The organism is Streptomyces sp. NPDC058683, assembly GCF_042716195.1.
GTDB lineage: Bacteria > Actinomycetota > Actinomycetes > Streptomycetales > Streptomycetaceae > Streptomyces.
Genome location: NZ_JBHXSK010000060.1, coordinates 19,866 through 43,959 on the forward strand (window position 1 = coordinate 19,866; position 24,094 = coordinate 43,959).

The 24,094-nt window shown below is 72.3% G+C and carries 21 protein-coding genes and 1 pseudogene; 15 read left to right on the top strand and 7 right to left on the bottom strand.

Features of this window, described 5'->3' with window-relative positions; all coding sequences use genetic code 11:
• Positions 1 to 8: 8 nt before the first annotated feature.
• From ACFWXC_RS44250 to ACFWXC_RS44275, 6 genes are read left to right on the top strand one after another with little or no spacing between them, the layout of a single operon-like run.
• Positions 9 to 1,487, top strand: coding sequence for an ATP-binding protein (locus ACFWXC_RS44250; protein ID WP_384488387.1), 1,479 nt, complete (start codon positions 9 to 11; stop codon positions 1,485 to 1,487).
• Complete coding sequence (locus tag ACFWXC_RS44255) at positions 1,484 to 1,906, top strand: roadblock/LC7 domain-containing protein (RefSeq protein ID WP_384488389.1); 423 nt, start codon at positions 1,484 to 1,486, stop codon at positions 1,904 to 1,906. Before ACFWXC_RS44250 ends, ACFWXC_RS44255 begins: the two co-directional genes overlap by 4 nt.
• Complete coding sequence (locus ACFWXC_RS44260) at positions 1,903 to 2,265, top strand: DUF742 domain-containing protein (protein WP_384488391.1); 363 nt, start codon at positions 1,903 to 1,905, stop codon at positions 2,263 to 2,265. Before ACFWXC_RS44255 ends, ACFWXC_RS44260 begins: the two co-directional genes overlap by 4 nt.
• Positions 2,237 to 2,860, top strand: a complete 624-nt coding sequence (locus tag ACFWXC_RS44265; protein WP_384488393.1) for an ATP/GTP-binding protein — start codon at positions 2,237 to 2,239, stop codon at positions 2,858 to 2,860. Before ACFWXC_RS44260 ends, ACFWXC_RS44265 begins: the two co-directional genes overlap by 29 nt.
• Positions 2,857 to 4,083 (top strand): cytochrome P450, encoded by a 1,227-nt coding sequence (locus ACFWXC_RS44270; protein WP_384488395.1) that lies wholly within the window; start codon positions 2,857 to 2,859, stop codon positions 4,081 to 4,083. The genes ACFWXC_RS44265 and ACFWXC_RS44270 overlap by 4 nt, the downstream gene beginning before the upstream one ends.
• Positions 4,080 to 5,312, top strand: a complete 1,233-nt coding sequence (locus tag ACFWXC_RS44275; RefSeq protein WP_384488397.1) for a cytochrome P450 — start codon at positions 4,080 to 4,082, stop codon at positions 5,310 to 5,312. The genes ACFWXC_RS44270 and ACFWXC_RS44275 overlap by 4 nt, the downstream gene beginning before the upstream one ends.
• 147 nt (positions 5,313 to 5,459) lie before the next feature.
• Here ACFWXC_RS44275 and ACFWXC_RS44280 read toward each other — a convergent pair whose 3' ends face one another.
• Positions 5,460 to 6,989 carry a helix-turn-helix domain-containing protein gene (locus tag ACFWXC_RS44280; protein ID WP_384488399.1) on the bottom strand — a complete coding sequence of 510 codons (1,530 nt, stop codon included), beginning with the start codon at positions 6,987 to 6,989 and terminating at the stop codon, positions 5,460 to 5,462.
• A gap of 451 nt (positions 6,990 to 7,440) precedes the next feature.
• Here ACFWXC_RS44280 and ACFWXC_RS44285 point away from each other — a divergent pair, with 451 nt between their 5' ends.
• From ACFWXC_RS44285 to ACFWXC_RS44295, 3 genes are all read left to right on the top strand, one after another.
• On the top strand, positions 7,441 to 8,061 hold the full coding sequence (locus ACFWXC_RS44285; RefSeq protein WP_384488401.1) for an L-threonylcarbamoyladenylate synthase: 621 nt from the start codon (positions 7,441 to 7,443) through the stop codon (positions 8,059 to 8,061).
• A gap of 112 nt (positions 8,062 to 8,173) precedes the next feature.
• A complete protein-coding gene (locus tag ACFWXC_RS44290; protein WP_384488403.1) occupies positions 8,174 to 8,929 on the top strand; it encodes a dienelactone hydrolase family protein in 756 nt (251 codons plus the stop codon).
• Positions 8,930 to 9,087: 158 nt separating this feature from the next.
• Complete coding sequence (locus ACFWXC_RS44295; RefSeq protein ID WP_384488405.1) at positions 9,088 to 10,287, top strand: glycoside hydrolase family 64 protein; 1,200 nt, start codon at positions 9,088 to 9,090, stop codon at positions 10,285 to 10,287.
• Positions 10,288 to 10,345: 58 nt separating this feature from the next.
• On the opposite strand, the gene ACFWXC_RS44300 is transcribed toward ACFWXC_RS44295, so the two are convergent.
• On the bottom strand, positions 10,346 to 12,748 hold the full coding sequence (locus ACFWXC_RS44300; RefSeq protein ID WP_384488407.1) for a M4 family metallopeptidase: 2,403 nt from the start codon (positions 12,746 to 12,748) through the stop codon (positions 10,346 to 10,348).
• A 257-nt stretch (positions 12,749 to 13,005) separates the two neighbouring features.
• On the bottom strand, positions 13,006 to 13,449 hold the full coding sequence (locus ACFWXC_RS44305) for a GNAT family N-acetyltransferase (RefSeq protein ID WP_384488409.1): 444 nt from the start codon (positions 13,447 to 13,449) through the stop codon (positions 13,006 to 13,008).
• Positions 13,450 to 13,621: 172 nt separating this feature from the next.
• Here ACFWXC_RS44305 and ACFWXC_RS44310 point away from each other — a divergent pair, with 172 nt between their 5' ends.
• The 4 genes and pseudogenes from ACFWXC_RS44310 to ACFWXC_RS44325 all read left to right on the top strand — a co-directional run bounded on the left by ACFWXC_RS44310 (position 13,622) and on the right by ACFWXC_RS44325 (position 18,215).
• On the top strand, positions 13,622 to 14,272 hold the full coding sequence (locus ACFWXC_RS44310) for an NADPH-dependent F420 reductase (RefSeq protein WP_384488411.1): 651 nt from the start codon (positions 13,622 to 13,624) through the stop codon (positions 14,270 to 14,272).
• A gap of 175 nt (positions 14,273 to 14,447) precedes the next feature.
• Positions 14,448 to 15,332: pseudogene (locus ACFWXC_RS44315) on the top strand (MHYT domain-containing protein); the annotation flags it as partial.
• Positions 15,333 to 15,614: 282 nt separating this feature from the next.
• Positions 15,615 to 17,117, top strand: a complete 1,503-nt coding sequence (locus ACFWXC_RS44320) for a metallophosphoesterase family protein (protein WP_384488413.1) — start codon at positions 15,615 to 15,617, stop codon at positions 17,115 to 17,117.
• Positions 17,118 to 17,183: 66 nt separating this feature from the next.
• Entirely contained in the window at positions 17,184 to 18,215 is a 1,032-nt protein-coding gene (locus ACFWXC_RS44325; protein ID WP_384488415.1) for an LLM class flavin-dependent oxidoreductase, read from the top strand.
• Position 18,216: 1 nt separating this feature from the next.
• Here ACFWXC_RS44325 and ACFWXC_RS44330 read toward each other — a convergent pair whose 3' ends face one another.
• The gene (locus ACFWXC_RS44330) at positions 18,217 to 19,191 is read right to left on the bottom strand and encodes a TauD/TfdA dioxygenase family protein (protein ID WP_384488417.1); all 975 of its coding nucleotides are present in this window, start codon (positions 19,189 to 19,191) and stop codon (positions 18,217 to 18,219) included.
• A 157-nt stretch (positions 19,192 to 19,348) separates the two neighbouring features.
• On the opposite strand from ACFWXC_RS44330, the gene ACFWXC_RS44335 reads away from it, so the two are divergent.
• Together ACFWXC_RS44335 and ACFWXC_RS44340 are read left to right on the top strand one after the other, a co-directional pair.
• The gene (locus ACFWXC_RS44335; protein WP_384488419.1) at positions 19,349 to 20,179 is read left to right on the top strand and encodes an aldo/keto reductase; all 831 of its coding nucleotides are present in this window, start codon (positions 19,349 to 19,351) and stop codon (positions 20,177 to 20,179) included.
• A 135-nt stretch (positions 20,180 to 20,314) separates the two neighbouring features.
• Positions 20,315 to 20,749, top strand: a complete 435-nt coding sequence (locus ACFWXC_RS44340; protein ID WP_384488421.1) for a cupin domain-containing protein — start codon at positions 20,315 to 20,317, stop codon at positions 20,747 to 20,749.
• A gap of 13 nt (positions 20,750 to 20,762) precedes the next feature.
• On the opposite strand, the gene ACFWXC_RS44345 is transcribed toward ACFWXC_RS44340, so the two are convergent.
• From ACFWXC_RS44345 to ACFWXC_RS44355, 3 genes are read right to left on the bottom strand one after another with little or no spacing between them, the layout of a single operon-like run.
• Entirely contained in the window at positions 20,763 to 23,123 is a 2,361-nt protein-coding gene (locus ACFWXC_RS44345; protein ID WP_384488423.1) for a SpoIIE family protein phosphatase, read from the bottom strand.
• A 54-nt stretch (positions 23,124 to 23,177) separates the two neighbouring features.
• Positions 23,178 to 23,645 (bottom strand): peroxiredoxin, encoded by a 468-nt coding sequence (locus tag ACFWXC_RS44350; protein WP_384488425.1) that lies wholly within the window; start codon positions 23,643 to 23,645, stop codon positions 23,178 to 23,180.
• On the bottom strand, positions 23,646 to 24,035 hold the full coding sequence (locus tag ACFWXC_RS44355) for a DoxX family protein (RefSeq protein ID WP_384488427.1): 390 nt from the start codon (positions 24,033 to 24,035) through the stop codon (positions 23,646 to 23,648).
• Positions 24,036 to 24,094 lie beyond the last annotated feature (59 nt).

Genomic DNA, 24,094 nt, shown 5'->3' on the forward strand with positions numbered 1-24,094 from the left:
CCGATTCCATGATCGAATTGCCGGAACTGGTGGCCGGTGGTCTCGCCGCCGGAACGCTTTCCGCGCTCGCCCTCGGCGGCAGCCTGCTGCGGGCCCGGCGCCAGAAGGCGGCACTGCGGGCCGAGGTGCAGGAGCTGCGTGCCCAACTGGCGGGCGCCGAGGGCACGTTCATCTCCGAGGTCGAGCATCTGGCCGCCCGCCGGATGCCTGCGGCCGCCGCACAGCTCACGCATCCGCACCTCAAGGTGCCGGGTCCGGCCGGGCAGAACACGCCCGGGACCCCCACGGGGATCGCGCTGGAGTACGTACTCACGGCGCTGCGGGAGGAGTTGACCGCACAGCGCACCCGGATCGACGCGGCCGCGCAGGCCGGTCTGCGGGGCGCCACCCGGGAGATCCAGGCCGCCCTGTACCGCCTGCAGGACGCCCTGCGGGGGCTCCAGCAGCGCTACGACGACCCGGAGTTGGCGCAGACGCTGTTCGCGCTGGACCACGAGAACGAGCAGTCGCTGCGGCGGGCGCAGGTGGCCGCGGTGGTCTGCGGGGCCTGGGTGGGGCTGGCCCGCGAGGAGTCCCACGTGGTGGACGCCGTGACCGGCGGCCAGGCCCGGCTCGCCGGCTACCACCGGGTCATGGTCCACAACCATCTCGAGCCGGGCACCGCCCTGGTGTCCCACGCGGTCGAGCCGGTCGCCATCATCGTCGCCGAACTCCTCGACAACGCGCTGCGCCACTCGGCGCCGGACACCGACGTCGTGGTCAATCTGGAGCACGTCCACCACGGGGTGTGCGTCACCGTCGACGACGCCGGTCTCGACATGACGCAGGACGAACGGGCCCGCGGCCAGCGGCTGGTGGCGGGCAGCGACCCGATCCTGCTGACCGACCTCGGCGATCCGCCGCGCATGGGTCTGGCCGCGGTCGGTCAGCTCACCCGGCAGTTCGACCTGAGCGTCGACGTCTCCTCCCCCTCTCCCTACGGCGGGGTGCGCGCCGTACTGCGGGTCGACAGCCATCTGCTCGGCCGGATCGACCCGGATGTACGGCCGCCCTCGGCCAGCGCGCCGCGCTCGACGCGCGAGCGTACGGTGGTGCGCCGGGACCCGGCGCGTGAACCGGCCGCGCAGGAGACGCCGTCGGCCGAGTCCCCGGCCGCACCGGCACCGGCCCCCGCCGCACCGGCACCGGCCCCCGCCGCACCGGCACCGGCCCCCGCCGTACCGGCACCGGCGCCCGCCGCGGCCGAGCACGAACGCGCCCCCGGCCACCAGGAGCCGGGCGACCTGGGCGGTCTGCCGCAGCGACGGCGTCGTACCCGACCCGACACCCCCCGCGTACCGCAGCAGCAGCCGGCCGCCCGGCGCCCCGAGGAGGCGGCCGCCGCGCTCGCGGCCCTGCAGTACGGCACCGCGGCGGCGCGGACCCCCAAGCGGGCCGGCGCGCCCGATCCCCAACGGACCGACGACGAAGGAGGAGCGGCCAGATGACCAGCCGCGATGCGGGCGAGACGGCATGGGTGCTGGATCCGATCCTGCAGGTACCGCATGTACTGGCCGCCGTCCTGCTCACCCGGGACGGCCTCGCGACGGGGTACACCGACGCCCTGTCCCAGGCGACCGCCGAGCGGGTGGCCGCGATCACCAGTACCGTGCAGGGCGCCTGCCGGGCCGCGGCCGCCGCGTTCGCGGACCGGGACCGGGCCGAGGTACGGCAGGTGGTCATCGAGTCGAACCATGGGTACGTGCTGATCGTGCCGACCGACCACGGCACCTGCGTGGCGGCCTACGGCGACCCCGAGGTACGGCTCGACCTGCTGGCGCACCGGGTGCACTCGCAGGTGGCCCGGCTGGGCGAGAAGGCGATGGCGGCGGCGCCCAGAGGCTCCGACGGCGGCGCACCGGCATGACCGGCCGCCGTGGCGGCCGTCCCCTGGTCCCCGCGTATCTGTCGACCGGCGGGGTGGCCCGGCCCAGCCGTCCGCATCTGGAACGGCTGACCGTGCTCACCCGCGACGGCACCCCCCTGCCCCCCGGACTGCCCGCGGCCGAACAGGCCCTGCTGGAGCTGCTGTCCGGTGGCGCGCTGACGCTGGTGGAGGCGGCCGCGCTGCTGCGGCTGCCGGTCTCCGCCGTCCGGGTGCTGGCCGCCGACCTCGTCGACCAGGACCTGGTCCAGGCCCGCGCGCCGATCCCGCCCGCCGAACGGTTCGACCCCGACCTGCTGAAGAGAGTGGCCGATGGCCTCCGCGCCCTCAAGCACCAGTGAGCTGCCCCGCACGGGCGGCACCCATCTCCCCGACAGCGCCCGCGACCTGGTGAAGATCCTGGTCACCGGGCCGTTCGGGGTGGGCAAGACGACCCTGATCGACGCGGTGTCGGAGATCCGCCCGCTGCACACCGAGGAGCACCTCACCGAGGCCTCCGCACATGTCGACGAGCTCGACGGGGTGCGGGAGAAGGAGACGACGACCGTCGCGATCGACTTCGGACGGATCAGCCTGGCCGGCGGCATCGTGCTCTATCTGTTCGGGACGCCGGGGCAGCAGCGGTTCCGGACGCTGTGGGACGACATCTCCTACGGGGCGCTCGGCGCCCTGGTCCTGGTGGACAGCCGGCGGATAGACGCTTCCTTCGACGTGCTGGGCCTGGTGGAGGAGGCGGGGCTGCCGTACGCGGTCGCCTTCAACGCGTTTCCCGACGCGCCGAGTCACCACACGAGCGAACAGTTGCGGGCCGCCCTGGACCTGGAGCCGGGCACCCCGATGGTGACCTGTGACGCCCGGGACCCGCGCTCCTCGATCGACGCGCTGCTCGCCCTCGTACAGCATCTGATCGACGACCGGCCGGCGGAGGCCCGATGACCGTGCAGCAGTCCTTCACCGTCTCCGGACCGGTGCGCCTGTGGGAGGACGGCTTCGCCCGGAACCCGCACGGCTACTACGCGGCGCTGCGCGCCCAGGGCCCGGTCGGCTGGGCGGAACTGGCGCCGGGCACGCCCGCGTACGTGATCACCGAACGGCACGCCGCCCTCGACGTGCTGCGGGACGTGGAGACCTTCTCGCACGACCCGCGGGGCTGGGAGGAAACCGTCCCCGAGGACTCCCCGCTGCTCGGCATGATGCGCTGGCGGCCCAACGCGCTGTTCTCCGATGCCGACGCCCACATCCGCTACCGCACCAGCCTCATCGACGTGTTCGACCTGATCGAGCCGCATGATCTGCGCGCGCTGGTGCACCGGGCGGTACGGGTGCTGGTGGACCGTTTCGGGCCGCGCGGCGAGGCGGATCTCGTCGCCGACTTCACCCGGCCGCTGATGGCGCTGGTGTTCAACAACCTGTTCGGGCTGCCGGACAGCCAGGGCGACCGGCTCAACGAGGGCCTCCTGAAGATGATGGAGGGCGGCGCGCAGGCGGCCGAGGGCGAGGCGGAGTTCGCCGACTACGTGCTGCGGCTGGTCGCCGCCAAGGTCGCCGAGCGCGGCGAGGACCTGCCGAGCATGCTCCTGGACCATCCGGCCGGGCTGACCCCGGAGGAGGTCACCTGGCAGGTCTTCCTCACCCTCGGCGCCGGGTACGAGCCGACCACGAACCTGGTGTCCAACGCGCTGTCCCGGATCCTCGGCAACTCCCTCTACTACTCCACGCTGACCAGCGGCGCCCGCCCGGTCATGGACGCGGTGATCGAGGTGCTGCACCACGAGACCCCGCTGGCCAACTACGGGATCTACTACGCCCGCCGGCCCGTCTCCTTCCACGGGGCGTGGGTCAGGCCGGCGATCCCGGTGGTCGTCTCCTTCGGTGCCGTGGGGCTGTTCGCCGAGCGGGAGGTCGCCACCGGGCGGCGGGCCGGGGACGCCTCGCACCTGTCGTGGGGCGCGGGCCCGCACGCCTGCCCGGTGCGGCACCACGCGCTGCTCATCGCGACCGAGGCGATCGAGCGGCTCACGCTGTGGCTGCCCGACCTCGACCCGGTCCTGCCCCGCGAGCGGCTCAACTGGCGGCCCGGCCCGTTCCACCGCTCGCTGACGTCCCTGCCCGTCCGGTTCAGCCCCCGCTCCCCCGACCAGCCTGGAGAGTCGTCGTGACCGTCACCGACCGTATCGCTCTGGACCCGTTCGGCTCCGACATCGCGGCGGAGAGCGCTCGGTTACGCGCCCTCGGCCCCGTCGTTCCGGTGGAACTGCCCGGCGGCATACCCGCCTGGGCGCCCACCGGCTACGACGTCCTCAAGGAACTCATCCTCGACCCCCGGGTCAGCAAGGACCCGCGCCAGCACTGGCGGTTGTGGCCGGAGATCGGCGAACACCCCTCCTGGGGCTGGATCGTCAGCTGGATCGGCGTGGTCAACATGCTCTCCGCCTACGGCCCCGACCACACACGGCTGCGCAAGCTGGTGGCGCCGAGCTTCACGCACCGGCGCACCGAGGCGATGCTGCCGCGGGTCGCGGCCATCGCCGGGGAGCTGCTCGACACGGTGGCGGCCGCGGGTGCCGACGGCTCGGTGGTGGATCTCCGTGCCGGACTGGCGCATCCGCTGCCCATGCGGATGATCTGCGAACTGTTCGGGGTGCCCGAGGAGATGCGGGCGGACACCGGTGATCTGATCGCGGCCATCATGGACACCTCCGACCCGACCCCGGAGCACGCCGTGTTCGTGCAGGAGCGGATCGGCACGGTCCTCGGCGGGCTGATCGCGTACAAGGCCACGCATCCGGGCGACGACATGACCACGGAGCTGATCCGGGTCCGCGACGAGGACGGTGACCGGCTCAGCGACGAGGAACTGCTGTACACACTGCTGCTGGTGATCGGCGCCGGGTTCGAGACCACGGTCAACCTGATCGGCAACGCGACGGTGGCGCTGCTGACGCATCCGGTGCAGCTGGCGGCGGTACGCGCCGGGACGGTCGGCTGGGACGCGGTGATCGACGAGACGCTGCGGGTGCATCCGTCGATCGCCTCGCTGCCGCTGCGGTTCGCGGTGACCGACCTGAAGGTCGGGGACGTCACCGTCCCGGCCGGGGACGCGATCATCACGACATACGCGGCGGCGGGCCTGGACCCGGAGCGCTACGGGCCGGACGCGGACGTGTTCGACGCGGCGCGCGGGGCCGACGACCATCTCTCGTTCGGGCTCGGGGTGCACCGCTGCATCGGGGCGCCGCTGGCCCGGGCGGAGGCGCTAGCCGCGTTGCCCGCCCTGTTCGACCGCTTCCCGGGACTGCGGCTGGCGGTCGGGGCGGAGGAGCTGCGGCAGGTGCCGTCGTTCATCGCCTTCGGCTGGCAGGAGATCCCGGTACGGCTGGGAGTGTGAGCCCGGCGGTCGCGGGGACCTGAGTCCCAGGGGTCGCGGGGGCGGCGACCGGTCCCCCGTTCCGGTCGTGCCCCCGCGGAACGTGAACTTACGTGCGAATCCGGCCGTTGGGTATCGCAGCGATGCCCGATCGGGCATCTGAAGGACTCACCCGTGCACAGATGAGTCCGGTTGGCCCGGATTCGCCCGGAGCAGGGCGGGTGCGGTGAGGTCCCCGAGGGCGAGGTGGGCCAGGACGACCTCGTACAGGTCGGTGCCGACGGCCAGCAGCTGACGCTCCAGGACGGGTTCGGCGCCCCGGACGTGTTCGCGGACGGTCTGGGCGTGCACTCCCAGGTCCTGGGCGGCGCGTTCGGCGTTGCCGCCGGCGGCGATCCAGGCCCGCAGGGTACCGCGCATGTCGCGGCCGTCCCGGGTCAGCCGGTCCAGCAGGTCGTGCGCCCAGGCACGCAGCCCGGGCCCCGCCAGCAGGTCCCCGAGGCGCGCGCCGGACGCCTGCGGTGCCGTACCGCCGAGGTCCTCCGTCCGGGCCGCCTGGGTGTTCAGGGCCAGATGGGCGGTGGCGCGCACGGCGAGGTCGGAGAAATCGGCGCCCAGGAGGGCCTCGACGCGGTCCATGCGGGCGCGGACGGTGTTGCGGCTGACGCCGAGGACCTTGGCCGCGCTGACGGCGGTGAACTCCAGGCCGAGGCGGGTGGTGGCGAGGAGTTCCGCGCGGGTGTGGTGGGGCAGGGTGTCCAGCGGCCGGAGCACGGTCGTGGACCAGGCGTGCAGCGCGGCCGGGTCCATCAGCCGTTCCGGGTGGGTGCGTTCGGCGTAGACGGCGGCCTGGTCGGAGCGGAAGTGCGCGACGGCGAGGGCGCTGATGGCCTGGCCGTAGGCGGTGGCGGTGCGGGCGAGGCTCTGCCGGACGCTGCCGCCGAGGAAGGTGCCGGGGCGGCCGTCGACCAGCGAGCGCAGCCACTGACCCGCCCTGGGCGCGGGGCTGACGACGATGACATGGCCGTCGACGGCGGGGCAGCGCACGACCAGGGCCTGGCCGCGGGTGATGTCGAGGCAGTCCTCGGCGAGTCCGTCGCGTTCCGCCGGGCGCCCCTCGACGACGTACACGCAGGCGCTGTCGGTGTCGAGGAGGCCGGGCCACAGACCGGCGGCGACCCGCCGGGCGGAGACGGTGTCCTCCACCATCAGCAGTTGCAGGATGGCCAGGCGCAGATCGGCGGTGGCCCGCCGGAGCCGGCGTGCGGCGGCCGTCGACTCGCGCTCGCGCAGCAGGAGTTCGACGACGCCGGCGGTGTGGGTGACGATCTCGGCGGCGCGCCGGTCGAAGGGGGTGGCGCGGGCCACGGCGAGCAGGGAGGTGACCGCCGGGCGCGGGTCGGGGGCGTGGACGGAGACCAGCCGGAGGTGCCGGTCGCCGTCCTGGACGGCGGCGGCGGAGATCCGGCCGGTGGCCACTCCGGCGACGAGGCCGTCGTCGAGGGACAGGTGCTCCCCGGCGAGCAGGGTGCCGTCGGCGTCCTGGAGGCAGACCGTCGCCTGCACCGCGCGGGCGAGCCAGGCGACCACGCGGCGGGGGTCGCGGGCGCCGGGGCGCAGATGGTCGAGGAGCTGCACGGCCCAGGCGTCGCCGTGGGGTGTCGGGGGGTGCGAGCCCTCGCCTTCCCGGCCTGCCATCTCGCCCTGCTCCTCGTCCCTGGTGTCCGCCTCGGTCTACGGACGTTACCCGATGAACCTGGGCGGATCCCGACCGCCGGGTACAACCCCGCCGGCGGCCCTCGGGGGAAGGGCCGCCGGCGGAGATCGCCTCTCCCGGGGCCGGGGGGAGGGCCCTCGGGCGGCTGATCTGCGGGTGCCCGGAAATCCGGGGGGTATGCACACGAATTCCGAGGACGTGGGCCGGGACGGACCGGCGCCCTCCGTCGGGCCCCGGGAGAGGCCGCACTCGGCGCCGGGAAGCGCCTGACCCGGCCGGAGCCGGGCATCGCGCCGCCCCGGGGCCGGACCCGTCCCGCCGGGTCCGCGAAAGCCCGGGAGCGTACCCGTCCGGGTCCGCGAACGCCCGGGGCCACACCCGTCCCGCCGGGTCCGCGCGGCCGTTCGGGCCCGTACGGCATAAGCTCGTCGAATGGCGAAGTACTTCGACGTGCACCCCGACAACCCGCAGCCGCGCAGCATCTCCCAGATCGCCGACGCGGTGCGCTCGGGGTCACTCATCGCATACCCGACCGACTCCTGCTACGCGCTGGGCTGCCAGCTCGGCAGCCGCGACGGCATCGACCGGATCCGCGGCATCCGGCACCTGGACGACCGGCACCACTTCACCCTGATGTGCCGCGACTTCGCCCAGCTCGGCCAGTTCGTGCGCGTCGACAACGACGTGTTCCGGGCCGTCAAGGCGTCGACCCCCGGCAGCTACACCTTCATCCTCCCGGCGACCCGGGAGGTGCCGCGCAAGCTGCTGCACCCGAAGAAGAAGACCGTCGGGGTGCGCATCCCCGACCATGTGGTCACCCAGGCGCTGCTGGCGGAGCTGGGCGAGCCGCTGCTGTCCAGCACCCTGCTGCTGCCGGACGAGAAGGAGCCACTGACCCAGGGCTGGGAGATCAAGGACCGGCTCGACCACCAGGTGGATGCGGTGGTCGACTCCGGGGACTGCGGCACCGAGCCGACCACGGTCATCGACTTCTCCGACGGCGAGGCGGAGATCGTCCGCCGGGGCGCGGGAGACACCTCGCGCTTCGAGTGACATCGGGGTCCCCGCGCGACGGTCCTCTCACCTCCGCGTGCCACCATGATCGTGACATGCCGCGCCGGGCCTCCCCCGACCCGACGCCGACTCCACAGAGAGGCACTGCGCCATGACCGCCGTACAGGGAACCGACGTGGACATCACCACCGAGGACGGCGTCGCCGACGCCTACCTGGCCCACCCCGCCGACGGACTCCCGCACCCCGGCGTGCTCTTCTACCAGGACGCCTACGGCATCCGCCCGCACCTGAAGTCGATGGCGGACCGGCTCGCCGGCGCGGGCTACACGGTTCTGGTCCCCAACGTCTTCTACCGCACCGGCCGCACGCCGGTCATCGACCTCCCCGAGTTCATCGACCCCTCGGCGGACCCGACGATCTGGCAGCGGATCATGCCGATCATGATGTCGCTGACGCCCGAGTTCATCGACCGGGACTCGGCCGCCTACCTGGACTGGTTCGCCGAGAGCCCGCTGGTGGCCGACGGGCCGGTCGCGATCACCGGCTACTGCATGGGCGCCCGGCTGGCCGTGCGGACCGCCGCCGCGTTCCCGGACCGGGTCGCGGCCGTGGGCGGCTTCCACGGCGGCCGCCTGGTCACCGAGGAGGCGGACAGCCCGCACCTGCTGGCCGCCGGGATCACGGCGGAGGTGTACTTCGGCTTCGCCGACCAGGACCAGTCGATGACCGCGGAGCAGATCCGCACCTTCGAGGAGGCGCTCTCCGCCGCCGGGGTCCGCAACACCTGCGAGATCTACCGGGGCGCCGAGCACGGCTACACCCAGGCCGACACCCCGTCGTACTCCGCCGAGGCCGCCGAGCGCCACTGGGACGCGCTGCTCGGTCTGCTGAAGCGCACCTTCTGATCCCACCGCGTCCCGGGAATCGGGGGCCCGTCGACCGACGGGCCCCCGATTCCGTCCCCACTCATTGACATGCACTCGCCCCACCGCCAGTGTGTGAGCGCGCTCAGACTGGTACGGACCAATGTCCGTACGACCCCGACCCCACACGGAGGTGGAGAGTGCGCACAGGACTCGCACGCCGGACGCTGCCCCTGGCGGCCGCTGCGGCGCTGATCGGCGGGTTGCTCACCCTGGGCACCCCGCACCCGGCCGACGCGGCGGTGCCGGACACGATCCCGCTCAAGATCACCAACAACTCCGGCCGCGGCGACCAGGTATACGTCTACGACCTCGGCACCCAGCTCTCCACCGGCCGGCAGGGCTGGGCCGACGCGAACGGCACCTTCCACGCCTGGCCGGCCGGCGGCACCCCGCCGACCCCCGCGCCGGACGCCTCGATCACGGGCCCGGCGGCGGGACAGTCGACGACGATCCGGATCCCGAAGTTCTCCGGCCGGATCTACTTCTCCTACGGCCAGAAACTCGACTTCAGACTGACCACCGGCGGTCTGGTGCAGCCCGCCGTGCAGAACCCGAGCGACCCCAACCGCAACATCCTCTTCAACTGGTCCGAGTACACGCTCAACGACTCGGGTCTGTGGATCAACAGCACCCAGGTGGACATGTTCTCGGTGCCCTACGCGGTCGGTGTACAGCGCTCCGACGGCAGCACGGCCAGCACCGGGCACCTCAAGTCGGGCGGCTACAACGGGTTCTTCAGCGCCCTGCGCGGGCAGCCCGGCGGCTGGGCGAACCTGATCCAGACCCGGTCCGACGGCACGGTCCTCCGGGCGCTCTCCCCGCTGTACGGCGTGGAGACCGGGGCGCTTGCGTCGACCGTCATGGACGACTACGTCAACCGGGTCTGGTCGAAGTACGCGACCTCGACCCTGACCGTCACGCCGTTCGCCGACCAGCCGAACACCAAGTACTACGGCCGGGTCTCGGGGAACGTCATGAACTTCACCAACTCCGCCGGGGCGGTGGTGACGAGCTTCCAGAAGCCGGACGCGAACAGCATCTTCGGCTGCCACAACCTGCTCGACGCACCCAACGACCAGGTACGCGGACCGATTTCGCGCACACTCTGCGCGGGCTTCAACCGGTCGACGCTGCTGACCAGTGCGAACCAGCCGGACAACAACCCGGCCGACTTCTACCTGGACACGGTCACCAACCACTACGCGCGCAAGATCCACGCGCAGATGGCCGACGGCAAGGCGTACGCCTTCGCCTTCGACGACGTCGGCAACCAGGAGTCGCTGGTCAACGACGGCAGTCCGCAGCAGGCGTACCTCACGCTGGACCCGCTGAGCTGACACGGCCGAGCGTCCCGCACCCGGAGTCCGGGTGCGGGACGCTCACCTTTCCCGTACGTCAGCCGGTCGTCACGGCGGTGTCGTCGACGACGAAGCTGGTCTGGAGCGAGGAGTCCTCGACGCCGGTGAACTTCAGGGTCACGGTGCTGCCCGCGAAGGACCCGAGGCTGAAGGACTTCTGCACATACCCGGAAGCCGCGTTGAGGTTGGAGTACGTGGCCAGGGTGGTGGAACCGGCGGCGACCGTCAGCTTGTCGTACTGGGTGCTGGTGGTGGTCTCGGCGGTGTCGATGTGCAGGTAGAACGTGAACGTGGTGCTGGTGCAGCCGCTCGGGATCGTCACCGACTGGGAGAGCGTGTCGGTGTGGGTCGAGCCGTAGCCGTCCAGCCAGGCCTTGTACGAGCCCGCGTGTGCCGCTTGGTCGGTGTCGTTGGTGATGACCCCGCTGGTGGCGGTCCAGGTGGTGTTGCCGGACTCGAAGCCCGCGTTGCCGAGGAGCTGGGTGGCGGTGCAACTGCCGCCGCCTCCGCTGGAACTGACCGTCCAGGTGAAGGAGGCGGTGCCGGTGGCGCCCGTGGAGTCGGTCACCGTGACGGTCGTGCTGTAGGTGCCCGCCGTCGTCGGGGTGCCGGTGATGGCGCCGGTGGAGCTGCTGATCGACAGGCCGGTCGGCAGTCCGCTCGCCGCGTAGGTCAGCGAGCCGCTGTTGGTGCTGCTCGCCGAGACCTGGAGGCTGACCGCGGTGCCCACGGTCGAGGACTGGCTGCCCGGGTTGGTGACCGTCACCCCCGAGGTCGGCGGGGTGACGTGGCTGCCGACGTTGATGCCCGCGAAGGCGTTGGCCACACCCGCGTACTGGGTGGAGCTCGCGCCGTACAGAGCCGTCGCCGCGTTGAGCGCGGCGGTCCGGGCGGCCGCGTAGTTGGTGCTGGACGTCATGTACGTCGTCAGCGCCTTGTACCAGATCTGCAGGGCCGCGGCCCGGCCGATGCCGGCGACGGCGACGCCGTCGGAGGTCGGGCTGTTGTAGGTGACGCCGTTGATGGTCTTGGTGCCGCTGCCCTCGGAGAGCAGGTAGAACATGTGGTTCGCGGGGCCCGAGGAATAGTGCACGTCGAGGTTGCCGACGCCGGAGTACCAGCTGTCCGCGGAGCCGCCGTCCTTGTCGGGCTCGTCCATGTAGCGCAGCGGGGTGCCGTCGCCGTTGATGTCGATCTTCTCGCCGATGAGGTAGTCACCGACGTCGGAGGAGTTGTTGGCGTAGAACTCCACGCCGGTGCCGAAGATGTCCGAGGTCGCCTCGTTCAACCCGCCGGACTCACCGGTGTAGTTGAGGCCCGCGGTGTTGGAGGTGACGCCGTGGCTCATCTCGTGGCCGGCCACGTCGAGCGAGGTGAGGGCGTGGGTGCTGCTCGTGCCGTCGCCGTAGGTCATGCAGAAGCAGGAGTCGTCCCAGAAGGCGTTGACGTACGCCGTGCTGTAGTGGACGCGGGAATACGCGGCGACACCGTCGTTCTTGATGCCGCTGCGCCCGAAGGTGTTCTTGTAGAAGTCCCAGGTCGTCTGGGCGCCGTAGGCCGCGTCGGCGCCGGCGGTCTGGGTGTTGGAGCCGGATCCGGTGCCCCAGACGTCGTCGGTGTCGGTCATCAGGGTGCCGGTGCCCGACGTGCCGTTGTTGAGGCTGTACGTCTTGTGGCCGCCGCGCGTGGTGTCGTACAGCTGGTACGTCGAACCCGACAGGGTCGTGTTCAGCGTCACCGTGCCGCTGTACTGGGTGTTGCCGGTGCCGGACTTGACCGCCTGGTAGCGGTACAGCTCCTTGCCGGTGGTGGCGTCCGTGATGACATGCAGCTGGCTGGGGGTGCCGTCGTCCTGGAAGCCGCCGACCACGGTCTCCCAGGCGAGCTTCGGGGTGCCGTTGCCGGCCCAGATCACCTTGCGGGCGCTGTCGGTGGCGGGCTTCTTGGCGTCGAGGGCCTTGGCGGTCCTGAGCGCCTTGGTCGCGGCGGCGGTCTTGGTGAAGGTCGCGGTGGTGGAGGCGACCTTGACGGTGCGCTTGCTGTTGAAGGTGGTGCTGACCGTGCCGGCCGCGAGGGAGGCGGGCGGGGTGTGCACGACCAGGTCGCCGCCGAGGACCGGCAGGCCGGCGTAGGTGCGCTCGTAGCGGGTGTGCAGGGTGCCGTCGTTGTCCTTGACGACGTCCTTGACGACGAGCTTCTCCTTGGCGCCGAGGCCGATGGTGCGGGCGGTCGCGGCGGTCTGCTGCCGGGCGCTCTTGATCAGCGCGGTGTGCTGGGCGGGGCTGAGCTTGGCCTCCAGGCCGCCGGCGCGAAGGGGGCTGGGGTGGGGGGCGGCGGGCTTGGCGTTCGCCGGGACCGACTGGATGCCGACGGCGAGGAACGCCACGGTGGAGACCAGGGCGGCTCCTACCGTGGCGCGTCTGTGGGGAAGACGTCTCACTCGTACTCCTCCTGCTGCGGCCGCCGGGTCGCGGCCGGTGACAGACCGGGCAGACGGGGGTGTGCTGTCCGGGACGAGCTGAGCTGTGCGGGGACCGGGATCGGGGGACCGGGATACGGGGTCCGTGATCCGTGGACACGCCATGGAGAAAGCGTGTGCTGAGCGAGGATTCCAGTCTTGACCCGCTCATGTCAGCCACGCCGAGGTAATCAAGGGTTTTCCCTATGCCGGGTGAGGCGGTCGGGGCCGAGCGGGGCTCACAGGGACGGCGTGCGCACCATGAACACGTCCACCGGATCCTCGGTCTCGACGGTGAACCCGTGCCGCTCGTACAGGCGTTGGGCCGCACTGCCGCGCAGGACGTTCAGCCGGACGCGGACGCCGTCACGGTCGCACCGCTCCAGCAGCTCGCGCAGCACGCCCGAACCGATGCCGGCGCCCTGGACGTGCGGGGCCAGATAGAAGTGTTCCAGCCAGTGGGCGTCGGCAGCCGGCCGCAGCGCGACACAGCCGGCGAAGGCGCCGCCCGCCTCGATCACCCAGGTGTGGGCGGCGTCGAACCCGTCCCGCAGTCGCTGCCGGACGCGCCGCGGGTCGTACCGCCCGAGCCGCTCCAGATCGTCCCGCAGCACGACGGCGCGCAACTCGGCCACCGCCTCGACGTCCACCGGCGACGCCGGCCGCATCTCCCAGTCCCCCACGACGGACCAGGCTACCCAGCGGTCCGGTGCTGCTCCTCGGCACCCTGCACGCACGGAGCACACTCCAGGGTGTGACGGCGAAACATCGCGCACCCCGCCCGAGTCGCGACGGGTTTGACGATTCATCCTGTTTATCCTGATTCACCTCCCACCCCACGGAAAGGGCTCACCCATGCGGGTCTTCATCGTCGGCACAGGCAACATGGCGGGCGGCATCGCCACCCGGGCGCTGGCGGGCGGGCACATGGTCCGGCTGGTCGGCACCGATCCGGCGAAGGCCGCCAACCTCGCCGACGCCCTGGGCGAGCGGACGGCCGGCGCCGATGTGGCACCCGCCGTGCCGGACGCCGTCGGCTCGGCCGACGTGGTGGTGCTGGCCGTGCCGTTCGACGCGGCCAAGCAGGTGGTGGCCGAGTACGGGGACCACCTCGTCGGGAAGACGGTCGTCGACATCTCCAACCCGGTGGACTTCGCCACCTTCGACTCGCTCACCGTGCCCGCGGACAGCTCCGGCGCCCAGCAGATCGCCGAGGCCGCCGCGCCGGGCGCCCGGGTGGTGAAGGCCTTCAACACCACGTTCGCGGGCGCGCTGGTCGCGGGCGAGGTCGGCGGGCTGCCGCTGGACGTGTTCATCGCGGGTGACGACGCGGCGGCCCGCGACCAGGTGGCCGAACTGGTCTCCTCCGGCGGGCTCAACCCGGTGGTCGTCGGCGGACTGCGCCACGCCCGCGAACTGGAGGGCATCCAGTTGCTGCACATGGCCCTGCAGACGCGCCCCGAGGGGCACGGCTGGATGAGCGCGATCAAGATCGTCACACCCTGAGCCGGGGCCGCACCCCGGGTCGCGGCTGTGCGCGGACCGAGAACGGCCCGTGGAGATCCCGTGCCGGCCCGTGATGCCCGAGCGGCAGCTGAAGTCCCGGTGAACGCCGGGGCGCACGCCCCCGGCGCGTAGTACCTTCCCCACAACAGCCGTGACTCTGGGGGGAGTTACATTTATGCACGGCACGACAAGCGGGTTCCACTACGGCGCGGTCACTCCGGTGGCGGCCTATCTGATGGCCTGTCTGGGCGGAGCCCTGGGGCTGCGCTGCATCGTCCGGTCGCTCTACCACAACGGGCAGTCGTGGAAGCCCGGCTGGCTCGCGCTGGGGGCGGCCTCGATCGGCTGCGGCATCTGGACGATGCACTTCATCGCGATGATCGGCTTCCATGTCCAGGAGACCACGATCCGCTACGACGTGCCCCTGACCCTGCTCAGTCTGGCGGTGGCGATCCTGGTGGTCGGCATCGGTGTCTTCGCGGTCGGCTACCGGGGCGCGACCACCGGAACGCTGGCGACGGCGGGCGTCATCACGGGTCTCGGCGTGGCGGCCATGCACTACCTCGGCATGGCCGCGCTCCGCCTTGACGGAACGATTCACTACGCCCCGGTCACGGTCGCCCTCTCGGTACTGATCGCGATCGCGGCGGCGACGGCCGCCCTGTGGGCCGCGGTGTCGGTCCGGGGCTTCATGGCGAGCCTGGGCGCCAGCCTGGTGATGGGCCTGGCGGTGTTCGGCATGCACTTCACTGCCATGGCGGCCGTGAGCGTCGAGGTGCACCCGGCGTCCGCCACCTCCTGGTCGAGCGCGTCTCCGACCTCACTGCTGCTGCCCATGCTGCTGGGCCCGGCCGTCTTCCTGCTGCTGGCCGGGGTGGTGGTGATGTTCGACCCGCTGCTGGTCCTCGGCGAGGGCGACTGGAACCGGCAGGCGGCGGCCGGGAAGGACAGGCCGGTGACCCCGCCCCGGGCGGCCCGGTCACGGCCACCGGGACCGGGCGGCGGACGCACGCCCGGCAGGCGGCACGGCCGTCCCGCCCGCCCGGCACCGGGCGGCGGCGCGGCCCAGCCGGGCACGGCGGCACGCACCGCACAGGCCGCACAGGCCGCACAGGCCGCACAGGCCGCACAGGCCGCACAGGCCGCACAGGCCGCACAGGCCGCACAGGACCGGTATGGCACCCCGAGCCGCCCGGCGCCAGGCGGCACCGGCCGGTACGGCACCCCCGCCCGTCCCGAGGACCCGTACAGCGCCCCCTCGAACCCCTACGAATGGTGACGGCCCCACAGGACACCAACCCCTCCGCCGCACCCTCTCGTTGATCGTTGCTACGGTGCCCGCGTGTCTGACTCCTCACGCGAAACAGCAGAAGGCGCCGGCTGGGGCGAGGCCGAGCGCGGTGCCTATCGCCGGCTGATGCCGGGCCATGTCGAGAAGCTGTTCTGGTTCAACCCCAGGACCATGTGGGCCGCGCGCAACGGCGTGCTGGCGTCCTGGTTCGGCGACCCGACCGGCCGTACCCGAAGCCGCTGGGTGGCGCAGCGGGCGGCCGCCGGGGCAGCCGCCGACAAGGTGATCCGGCGTGCCGAGGCCGACCGGTTCTCGTTCATGGTGATCGGCGACACCGGTGAGGGCGACGACTCCCAGTACGCCGTCGTGCCCGGCTTCCTGAAGGCGAGTCAGGACACCGACTTCGCGGTGATCGCGAGCGACGTGATCTATCCGGTCGGCGCCACCGACGACTACGGCACCAAGTTCTTCCGCCCGTACCAGGACTATCCGGCGCCGATATACGCGATACCCGGCAACCACGACTGGTACGAGGACCTCGGCGCGTTCATGCGCGTCTTCTGCGACGACGCCCCGCCGCTCCCGCCCGAGCCGAAGCCGCGCCCCCTCTCCCGCGCCTGGTGGCGCACCCTGCTGTGGCACCGGCCGAGCCCGGCCGACGAGCAACTCCTCGTGGAGGCGCGGAAGTTGCGGCCGACGCCGGAACAGCACGCCGTACAGCCCGGCCCCTACTGGGCCATCGACGCCGGCCCGGTCCGGATCGTCGGCATCGACACCGGTCTGCTCGGCACGGTCGACGCCGAACAGGGCGCGTGGCTGCGGGAGGTGTCGCGGGGGCCGCGCCCGAAGATCCTGGTCACCGGCTCCCCGCTGTACGTGGACGGCGAGCACCATCCGTGCCCGATCGAGGGCGGCGGCACGGTCGACGACATCGTCCGCGACCCCGCACACCACTACGTGGCGGCGATCGGCGGCGACATCCACAACTACCAGCGCTATCCCGTCGACGTGGCCGGCCGCACCATCCAGTACGTGGTCGCGGGCGGCGGCGGTGCCTTCATGCACGCGACCCACACCATCCCCCGGGTCTCCATAGCGAACGTCAGCGAGGACGACTTCCGCTGCTACCCGCTGCGCGGCGACTCCCTGGCCTTCTACAGCCGGCTGTACGGCCGCCGGCTGCGCCTGCCCCGGTTCTTCACCCTCACCGCGGCGGAGGCGACGGCCGTGATCGCCGAGCGCCTCGGCATCAAGCCCGGCCGCGCGCCCGGCCCGGACACCCGGGTCACCCGCCGCACCCGGCTGGTGGCGAGCCTGCTCGGCGCCGGCGGCCGCCCGAACCGCACCTCCCGCGTCCGGCTGCCGGTGAAGAAGATCTACACCCAGCTGTTCTCCCCGGGCTCGGCCACCTACACCCCGCCCTTCTTCAAGTGCTTCCTGCGCCTCGACGTGAGTCCGGATGCGGTACGGCTGCGCTGCTTCGCCGCGACCGGGAACCGTACGCAGGAGCTGGATCCACCGGTCGAGGACGAGATCACCATCCCGCTCGCCTGATCACACTCCCGCAATGTTCGGGTGTCAGAATCGGCACAGAACTGACGTACGACCGCTGGAGGACCCGTGCCGTCCACCCCCCGCCCACTGCGCAGACTGGGCTTCCTCACCATCGGCCTGTTCGACGGGGCGGATCCGGGCAAGGGGCACGAGTCCACGCTGGAGATCATCGAGCTGGGCGAGCGGCTGGGCTTCGACAGCGCGTGGGTGCGGCACCGGCACCTCCAGTACGGCATCTCGTCCCCGGTGGCCGTCCTCGCGGCGGCCTCGCAGCGCACCAGCCGTATCGAACTGGGCACCGCGGTGATCCCGCTGGGCTGGGAGAACCCGCTGCGGCTCGCCGAGGACCTGGCGACCGTGGACATCCTGTCCGGCGGCCGCCTCAACCCCGGCGTGAGCGTGGGCCCGCCCATGCACTACGACCAGGTCAGGGAGGCCCTCTACCCGGACACGGCCGACGCCGAGGACTTCAGCTACGAGCGGGTACGGCGGCTGCTGGACCACGTCCGGGGCAAGCCTGCCACCGATTTCAGCGGGGTCGAGGGCTTCGAGGTGTTCTCGGACGTGGTCCAGCCGCACTCCCCCGGTCTCGGGCACCGGCTCTGGTACGGCGGCGGCAGTCTCGGCTCCGCGCGCTGGGCGGGCGAGCACGGCATGAACTTCCTGACCAGCAGTGTCGTGCGGGCCGGGGACCCGAAGGACGCGTACGACTTCGCGGAGATCCAGCTCTCGCACATCCGCGAGTTCCGCGCCCACCACCCGGACGGCGACGCGGCCCGGGTCTCGCAGGGCCTGGTCGTCATCCCCACCGACTCCGCCACGCCCGAGCAGCGTGCCAAGTACGAGGCGTACGCGGCCCAGCGGCTGCCCCGCACCACGGTCCCGCAGGGTCCGGCGCGGCTGCTGTTCGCGCCGGACCTGGTGGGCACCTCGGCCGAGATCGCCGAACAGCTGCACGCGCACGTCGCGTTCCGCGAGGTCGACGAGGTGGCGTTCGCGCTGCCGTTCACGTTCGAGCACGAGGACTACGTGCAGATCCTGACCGACATGGCGACCCATCTGGGCCCGGCACTGGGCCGGCCGCGGCCGGGCGCCTGAGTCACCAGCGGCCCGCCTCCGTGCCGGTCACCGGCTCCGACGGCCTGCCGTCCACGCCGACCGGCACCTCGCCGTGCAGCATCACCCGGTGCATGACCCGGGGGAAGCCGAGGTGGGCGTTGTCACTGGGCGCGAGATGGATGGTGGCCCGGTTGTCCCAGAAGGCGACGCTGCCGGGCTCCCAGCGGAAGCGGACCGTGTACTCGGGCCGTACCGCCTGTTCGAGCAGCATCTCCAGGAGCGCGGCGCTCTCCGGGCGGGAGACGTCGGTGATCTGCTCGACGTAGTAGCCGTTGGCGTACAGCACCCGCTCGCCGGTCTCCGGGTGGACGCGCACCAGCGGGTGCACCGAGGCGACCTGATGGCCGAGGAGATGGCGGAGGTAGGAGTCGTCGCCGGGCCGGGGCTGGTAGCCGACGCCCAGGCGGTGCTCGGCGCGCAGTCCGTCGACGAAGGCGCGCACGGGTGCGGAGAGCCCGGCGTAGGCGGCGGCCAGGTTGGCCCAGGTGGTGTCGCCGCCGTACGGCGGGACGGTCTCGGCGCGCAGGATGGTCGCGGCGGGCGGGTCGATCCGGGCGCCGTGGTCGCAGTGCCAGCCGCGCAGCAGGGTGTGCCGGCGCCGCTGAAGCCACTCCTCGTGCTCCATGCCGAACCGTCCGCCCAGCTCCAGCCGGTCGGCGGTGGTCTCCACCTCGGGGAAGCCGGCGGGCGAGGCACTCCCCCGTCGCCCCAGCACGACCGGCTCGCCGAACCGCCGGGCGAAGGCGATGTGGCCGGCGTGGTCCAGCCGCTGCTCCCGGAAGAAGACGACCTTCCAGCGCAGCACCGCCTCCCGGATCAGCGCGACCACACCGTCGTCGAGGTTCCCGGCGAGGTCGACGCCGGTGATCTCGGCCCCGATGTGCCCGGCGACGGGCCGCACCTCGGCCTCCGCGACGTGCTTCGCCTGCTCCGCCGTGCCCCTGTCCGTCGTCATGCGTGCTCCGATGCTCGCCGGTACCGCTTTCCCCGAAGATCGTGACAGCCCGGCGCGCTCGGCAGAAGACGGGACGGAACGCGTCGGCCACGGCTTGATCATCGCTCCCTCCATCCCTGAGGGTGGGGGGAGGACAACGTCGAGGGAAGGCCCCATCGTGATCAGCATTCCGACGTACCCGCTCAACGACGGTACGGCGATCCCCGCCGTCGGCCTGGGCACCTGGCCGATGGACGACACGCAGGCCGAGCAGGCCGTTCGCCATGCGCTCCAGGCCGGTTACCGGCTCGTGGACACGGCCGTGAACTACGGCAACGAGACCGGGGTCGGCCGGGGTGTCGCGAGCAGCGGTGTCCCCCGCGAGGAGGTCGTGGTGACGACGAAGCTGCCGGGCCGCCACCACGGGTACGAGGAGACCCTCGCCTCCTTCGAGGAGTCCCGGCGGCGGCTGGGCGTGGAGTACGTGGACCTGTATCTGATCCACTGGCCCAACCCCCGGGTCGGCAAGTACGTCGACTCCTGGAAGGCGATGACCAAGCTGCGCGAGGAGGGTCTCGTCCGCTCGATCGGCGTCTCCAACTTCACCGAGGAGCACCTCACGCGGCTGGAGAAGGAGACCGGGGTGCTGCCGTCGGTGAACCAGGTGGAGCTGCATCCGCTGTTCCCGCAGGAGGAGCTACGCGCGTTCCACGCCGTGAAGGGCATCGTCACCGAGAGCTGGAGTCCGCTCGGCCAGGACGGCCGGCTGCTCCGGGACCCGGCCGTCGTCGGCGTGGCGGAGGCGCTGGGGGTGACGCCCGCGCAGGTGATCCTGCGCTGGCACGTCCAGCTCGGCGCCGTGGCCATCCCGAAGTCGGCGGCCGCCGAGCGGCAGCTGGCGAACCTGGACGTCTTCGGCTTCCGGCTGAGCGCCGCGCAGCTGGCGGCGGTCTCCGAGCGACCCGACCAGCGCCTCGGCGGCGACCCGGACAGCCACGAGGAGTTCTAGCCGCGCGCGGCTGGTCCTCCTGGAGGGAGCCGGAGGGCCGGGGTGCACCGGGATTGCGGCGTTCCTGCCCCGGCCGGCCCGGTGGGGGCCTATGTTCACGGAGGTACTCGATCTTCGGCTCAGGAGGCCCTCCGTATGCGCATCGCGCTCCGTACCGCCCTGGCCGGGGCGGTCGCCGCCGGCACTCTGCTGACCTGCGGCACCGCCTACGCCACCCCCGCCGGGCCCGGTGTGACCGGCCGGCTGATCAGCCAGACCACGATCGGCGACACGGACTACGTGCTGCGGGAGATCACCGTCCCGCCCGGCCAGACCACCGGCTGGCACTTCCACGACGGCCCGGTCTACGGATACGTCCAGAAGGGCACGCTGAGCCACTTCCACTCGGACTGCGAGGGGGACGGCGTCTACCGGCAGGGCGGCACGGTGTACGAGCCGGGCGGGGCGGGCGATGTGCATCTGGGCGCGAACCTGGGCGACACCGACCTCGTCCTGGACGTGCTGTACGTCCTCCCGCACGGCTCGCCGTACTCCGAGTCGGTGCCGAACCCGGGCTGCGACTTCGAGTAGACGGGCTGCGCGGTCAGGCGTCGATGACCGGCAACGGCCCTTCGGGCAGCGGCTGTTCGGCCCAGATGGTCTTGCCGCTGCCGGTCTGGCGGCTGCCCCAGCGCTGGGTGAGCTGGGCGACGAGGAGCAGGCCTCGGCCACCCTCGTCGTAGGCGTGCGCGCGACGCAGATGCGGTGAGGTCGAACTACCGTCGGAGACCTCGCAGATGAGCGCACGGTCGCGGATGAGGCGCAGCTGGATGGGCGGTTCGCCGTAGCGGATGGCGTTGGTGACGAGTTCGCTGACGACGAGTTCGGTGACGAACGCTGCCTCGTCCAGGCCCCAGGCGGTGAGGCGCTCGGTGGCCGCCTGCCTGAAGTGCGCGACCTGGGCGGGGTCCGGCGGGACGTCCCAGGTGGCGACCCGGTCGGTGCCGAGGGCGCGGGTGCGCACCAGCAGCAGGGCGACGTCGTCGGAGGGCTGTTCCGGCAGGACGGCCTTGAGCACGTTGTCGCTGAGGTCCTCCAGCGAGTCGGCCGGAGCGCTCAGCGCCCGGCACATCTCCTCGGTGGCGCGGTCCACGTCCCGGTCCCGGTCCTCGATCAGGCCGTCCGTGTAGAGGGCGACGACGGCGCCCTCGGGCAGGTCCAGCTCCGCCGCCTCGAAGGGCAGCCCGCCGACACCGAGCGGCGGTCCCGCGGTCATCGGGACCAGCTCGGCCTCGCCGCCGGGCAGCACCACGGCGGGCGCCGGATGTCCGGCGGCCGCGAGGGCGAGGTGGCGGGAGACCGGGTCGTAGACCGCGTACAGGCAGGTGGCGCCCAGTTCGGCGACCTCCTCGCCGCAGCCGTCCGCGGCCAGGTGGGTGACCAGGTCGTCGAGGTGGGTGAGGAGCTCGTCGGGGGGCAGGTCGACGTCCGCGAGGGTGCGGACGGCCGTCCGCAGCCGGCCCATGGTGGCGGAGGAGCGGATGCCGTGGCCGACGACGTCGCCGACGACCAGCCCGACCCGGCTGCCGGAGAGCGGGATCACATCGAACCAGTCGCCGCCGATGCCGGCCAGTGAACCGCAGGGCAGGTAGCGGTGGGCCACCTCGACGGCGGCCTGGCCGGGCAGGCCGCTGGGCAGCAGGCTGTGCTGGAGGGTGAGGGCGGTGGAGCGCTCGCGGGCGAAGCGGCGGGCGTTGTCGATGCAGACGGCGGCGCGGCTGCCGAGTTCCTCGGCGAACACGGTGTCGTCCATGGCGTAGTCGTCGGGGTGGCGCATACGGACGCCCACGGCGACGCCGAGCAGGACGCCGCGGGCCCGCAGGGGTACGGCGATCATGGAATGGACGCCCTGACGGTACTTGCGGCCCGCGGGCGCGCGGGCGTTGCGCTCCGCGACCCAGCGGTGAAACTCCGGCTCGCCGGCCTGGCTGACCACCGCGCGCCCCTCCCGCAGCGCCCGGGCCGGCGGTGACGACGCCAGATGCACCTCCGTCTCGCCCAGCCGTACGGCCGCCTCGGGGGTGCCCTCGTTCGCCGAACCGTGGGCGACGCGCCGCAGCGCGATGTCCCCCTCCGGGACGGTGGGCAGTTCCTCGGCGGAGAGGACCCAGTCGAGCAGGTCGACGCTGGCGAAGTCGGCGTAGCGCGGCACGATGAGTTCGACGACCTCCTCGGCGGTGCGCACCACGTCCAGGGTGGTGCCGATGGAGGTGGCCGCCTCGTTGAGCAGGGCGAGCCGCAGCCGGGCGAGGTACTGCTCAGTGCTGTCGAAGGAGGCGAGGGCGACGGCGGTCAGCTCGCCGTCGGGGTCGCGCAGGGGCCACATCTCGATGCTCCAGGCGTGGTCCCGGTTCAGGGCCGGGGCGGCGGTGAAGCTCTCGTAGCGGGTGGGGCGGCCGGTTTCGACGACCTGGCGCAGATGGCTCAGGAAGCCCCTGTTGTTCGGGACGTCCTCGACGGTGTTCAGGAAGAAGCGGCCGCGCAGGGCCTCCTCGGGGACGCCCATGACCTGGCAGGCCTCGTCGTTGGCGCGGAGGTAGCGCTGGCGAACGTCGAAGACCGACATGGACATGGATGCCTGTTGGAAGGCCTGCTCCGCCAGGGTGGGCCCGGCCTGTCGGGGCGGGTCGGCGGTGAGGACGTATCCGGTGGTCTCGCCGTCGGGGCCGAGGACCGGGCAGGCGGTCAGGGCGATCTCCGTCCGGCGTCCGTCGGCGTGGCGCAGGGCGACGGTCCCGGAGCGGGCGGCGAGCACCGCCGCGGGGACCGCCTCGGCGAGCAGGTCGGCGGCGGGCCGGCCCACGACCTGCTCCGCCGGTCGTCCGGTGAGCACCCGCGCGCCTTCGCTCCACCCCGTCACCCTGCCCAGGGCGTCGATGATCGCCGCGGCTGCGACACGCTCCATACGCCCCAGGATGGGACCTATGCCCCACCGCATCAAGCGCGGAGACGGACTGTCTCAGCCCTGCTGACCGCGCAGTGCGGCGAGCGCCCGGTCGGCGTGGGTGTTCATGCGCAGTTCGCTGCGGACGACCTCCAGGACGGTGCGGTCCTGGGCGATGACGAAGGTGGCCCGCTTGGTGGGGGCGAGTGCGATGCCGCGCTTGACGCCGAACCGCTCGCGGACCGTGCCGTCGGCGTCGGAGAGCAGCGGCATGCCGAGCGTGTGCTTCCCGGCGAACTCCTGCTGCCGCTCGACGCTGTCCCCGCTGATCCCGACCGGCCGGGCACCGGCGGCCGCGAACTCGGCGGCCAAGTCGCGGAAGTGGCAGGCCTCGGTGGTGCAGCCCGGCGACAGGGCGGCCGGATAGAAGAAGAGGACGACCGGCCCGTCGGCCAGCAGTTCCGTGAGTGTCCGCGTGGTGCCGGTCTCGTCCGGCAGTGCGAAGTCCTCGACCTTGCTTCCGACCTCTACGGTTCCCGCCATCTATCGGCCCTCCTCGTTGCGCGCGACGTTGTGTGCGACTCCGCGCGCCCACAGCACCAGGGGAATCTGGAGCGGCAGGCGGACGAGGGCCGCGGTCCTGAGCGGTTCGGGCCGCTGCTGCCAGTCGGCGGCCATCTGCACATTGGCCGGGAACACGCCGACGAAGAACGCGGCGGCCGCCCGGGCCGCCGTCCTGCGGGTGCGCGGCAGGGCGATCCCGGCCGCCAGCGCCAGTTCCACGGCCCCGCTCCCGTACGTCCAGGCCCTCGGCGAGCCCGGCAGTGCCCTGGGGATCGTGGCGTCATACGACTTCGGCGCCACGAAGTGAGTCACTCCGGCGGCGGCCAGCAGCCCCGCCAGGAGCAGGGGTGAACGTTCGGACCGGGCCACGCCGCCTCCTCTGAAGACCTGCCGCCGCATATTACCGGGCGGTACCGGCCCACTCCCCG

Excerpts from the sequence above, each read along its gene's own strand:
- ACFWXC_RS44345 (WP_384488423.1), bottom strand. The coding sequence starts at position 23,123 with ATGGAGCGTGTCGCAGCCGCGGCGATCATCGACGCCCTGGGCAGGGTG.
- ACFWXC_RS44330 (WP_384488417.1), bottom strand. The coding sequence starts at position 19,191 with ATGACGACGGACAGGGGCACGGCGGAGCAGGCGAAGCACGTCGCGGAG.
- ACFWXC_RS44265 (WP_384488393.1), top strand. The coding sequence starts at position 2,237 with ATGGCCTCCGCGCCCTCAAGCACCAGTGAGCTGCCCCGCACGGGCGGC.
- ACFWXC_RS44290 (WP_384488403.1), top strand. The coding sequence starts at position 8,174 with ATGACCGCCGTACAGGGAACCGACGTGGACATCACCACCGAGGACGGC.
- ACFWXC_RS44310 (WP_384488411.1), top strand. The coding sequence starts at position 13,622 with ATGCGGGTCTTCATCGTCGGCACAGGCAACATGGCGGGCGGCATCGCC.
- ACFWXC_RS44270 (WP_384488395.1), top strand. The coding sequence starts at position 2,857 with ATGACCGTGCAGCAGTCCTTCACCGTCTCCGGACCGGTGCGCCTGTGG.
- ACFWXC_RS44255 (WP_384488389.1), top strand. The coding sequence starts at position 1,484 with ATGACCAGCCGCGATGCGGGCGAGACGGCATGGGTGCTGGATCCGATC.
- ACFWXC_RS44280 (WP_384488399.1), bottom strand. The coding sequence starts at position 6,989 with ATGGCAGGCCGGGAAGGCGAGGGCTCGCACCCCCCGACACCCCACGGC.
- ACFWXC_RS44260 (WP_384488391.1), top strand. The coding sequence starts at position 1,903 with ATGACCGGCCGCCGTGGCGGCCGTCCCCTGGTCCCCGCGTATCTGTCG.
- ACFWXC_RS44285 (WP_384488401.1), top strand. The coding sequence starts at position 7,441 with ATGGCGAAGTACTTCGACGTGCACCCCGACAACCCGCAGCCGCGCAGC.
- ACFWXC_RS44340 (WP_384488421.1), top strand. The coding sequence starts at position 20,315 with ATGCGCATCGCGCTCCGTACCGCCCTGGCCGGGGCGGTCGCCGCCGGC.
- ACFWXC_RS44250 (WP_384488387.1), top strand. The coding sequence starts at position 9 with ATGATCGAATTGCCGGAACTGGTGGCCGGTGGTCTCGCCGCCGGAACG.
- ACFWXC_RS44350 (WP_384488425.1), bottom strand. The coding sequence starts at position 23,645 with ATGGCGGGAACCGTAGAGGTCGGAAGCAAGGTCGAGGACTTCGCACTG.